This is a genomic window from Pseudomonas sp. 300, from assembly GCF_055803035.1.
The window spans coordinates 1-467 of sequence record NZ_JAVLRV010000016.1 but is presented as its reverse complement, the minus strand read 5'-3'; the positions used below and the strand labels follow the sequence as shown (position 1 = coordinate 467).

General features: G+C 64.9%; 1 pseudogene. It reads right to left on the bottom strand.

From position 1 onward, the window contains the following. Window positions 1-467, bottom strand: a pseudogene (locus tag Q7W83_RS29435) (toxin VasX); the annotation flags it as partial.

Sequence of the window (467 nt, the reverse complement as noted above, 5' to 3'; positions counted from 1 at the left end):
GGACTCGATGTAGCAGGCCAACAGGTAATCGCGTTCGTTGGTGTCGGCATTGCTCCAGTCATCGACCCAGCCGACCACGGTGTCTTGATACTCGGCCAGATCGCGCAGCACGCCGAGGTCGTCCTGCACCACGAGGAACAACGTGTCGTCCTGATAAGCCGGGCGCACCCGCCCGAGCAACTCGCCAATGTGCGCCTCGCGAAAGCGCCGCGGCTGCTCCCACAGATAGGGTTCACGTTCGTGCGCGGGTGCATCGCTGACGTGCACCGGCGGCAATAGAACGGCGTCCGGCGGCGCCTCGGATTCATGTTCCGCGCGGTCTTGTGCGGCTTGCGCCTGCTGGACCGGGGCAGTTGAGATCTCCGCCAGCCACTGTTTGCCCTGCTCGACCGTCAGTAGATGCTCGCCACCGGTTTGGCAATGCACCGGGCCGAGGTCGACGGCCTGCATGAAGTGGTCGCGTTCGG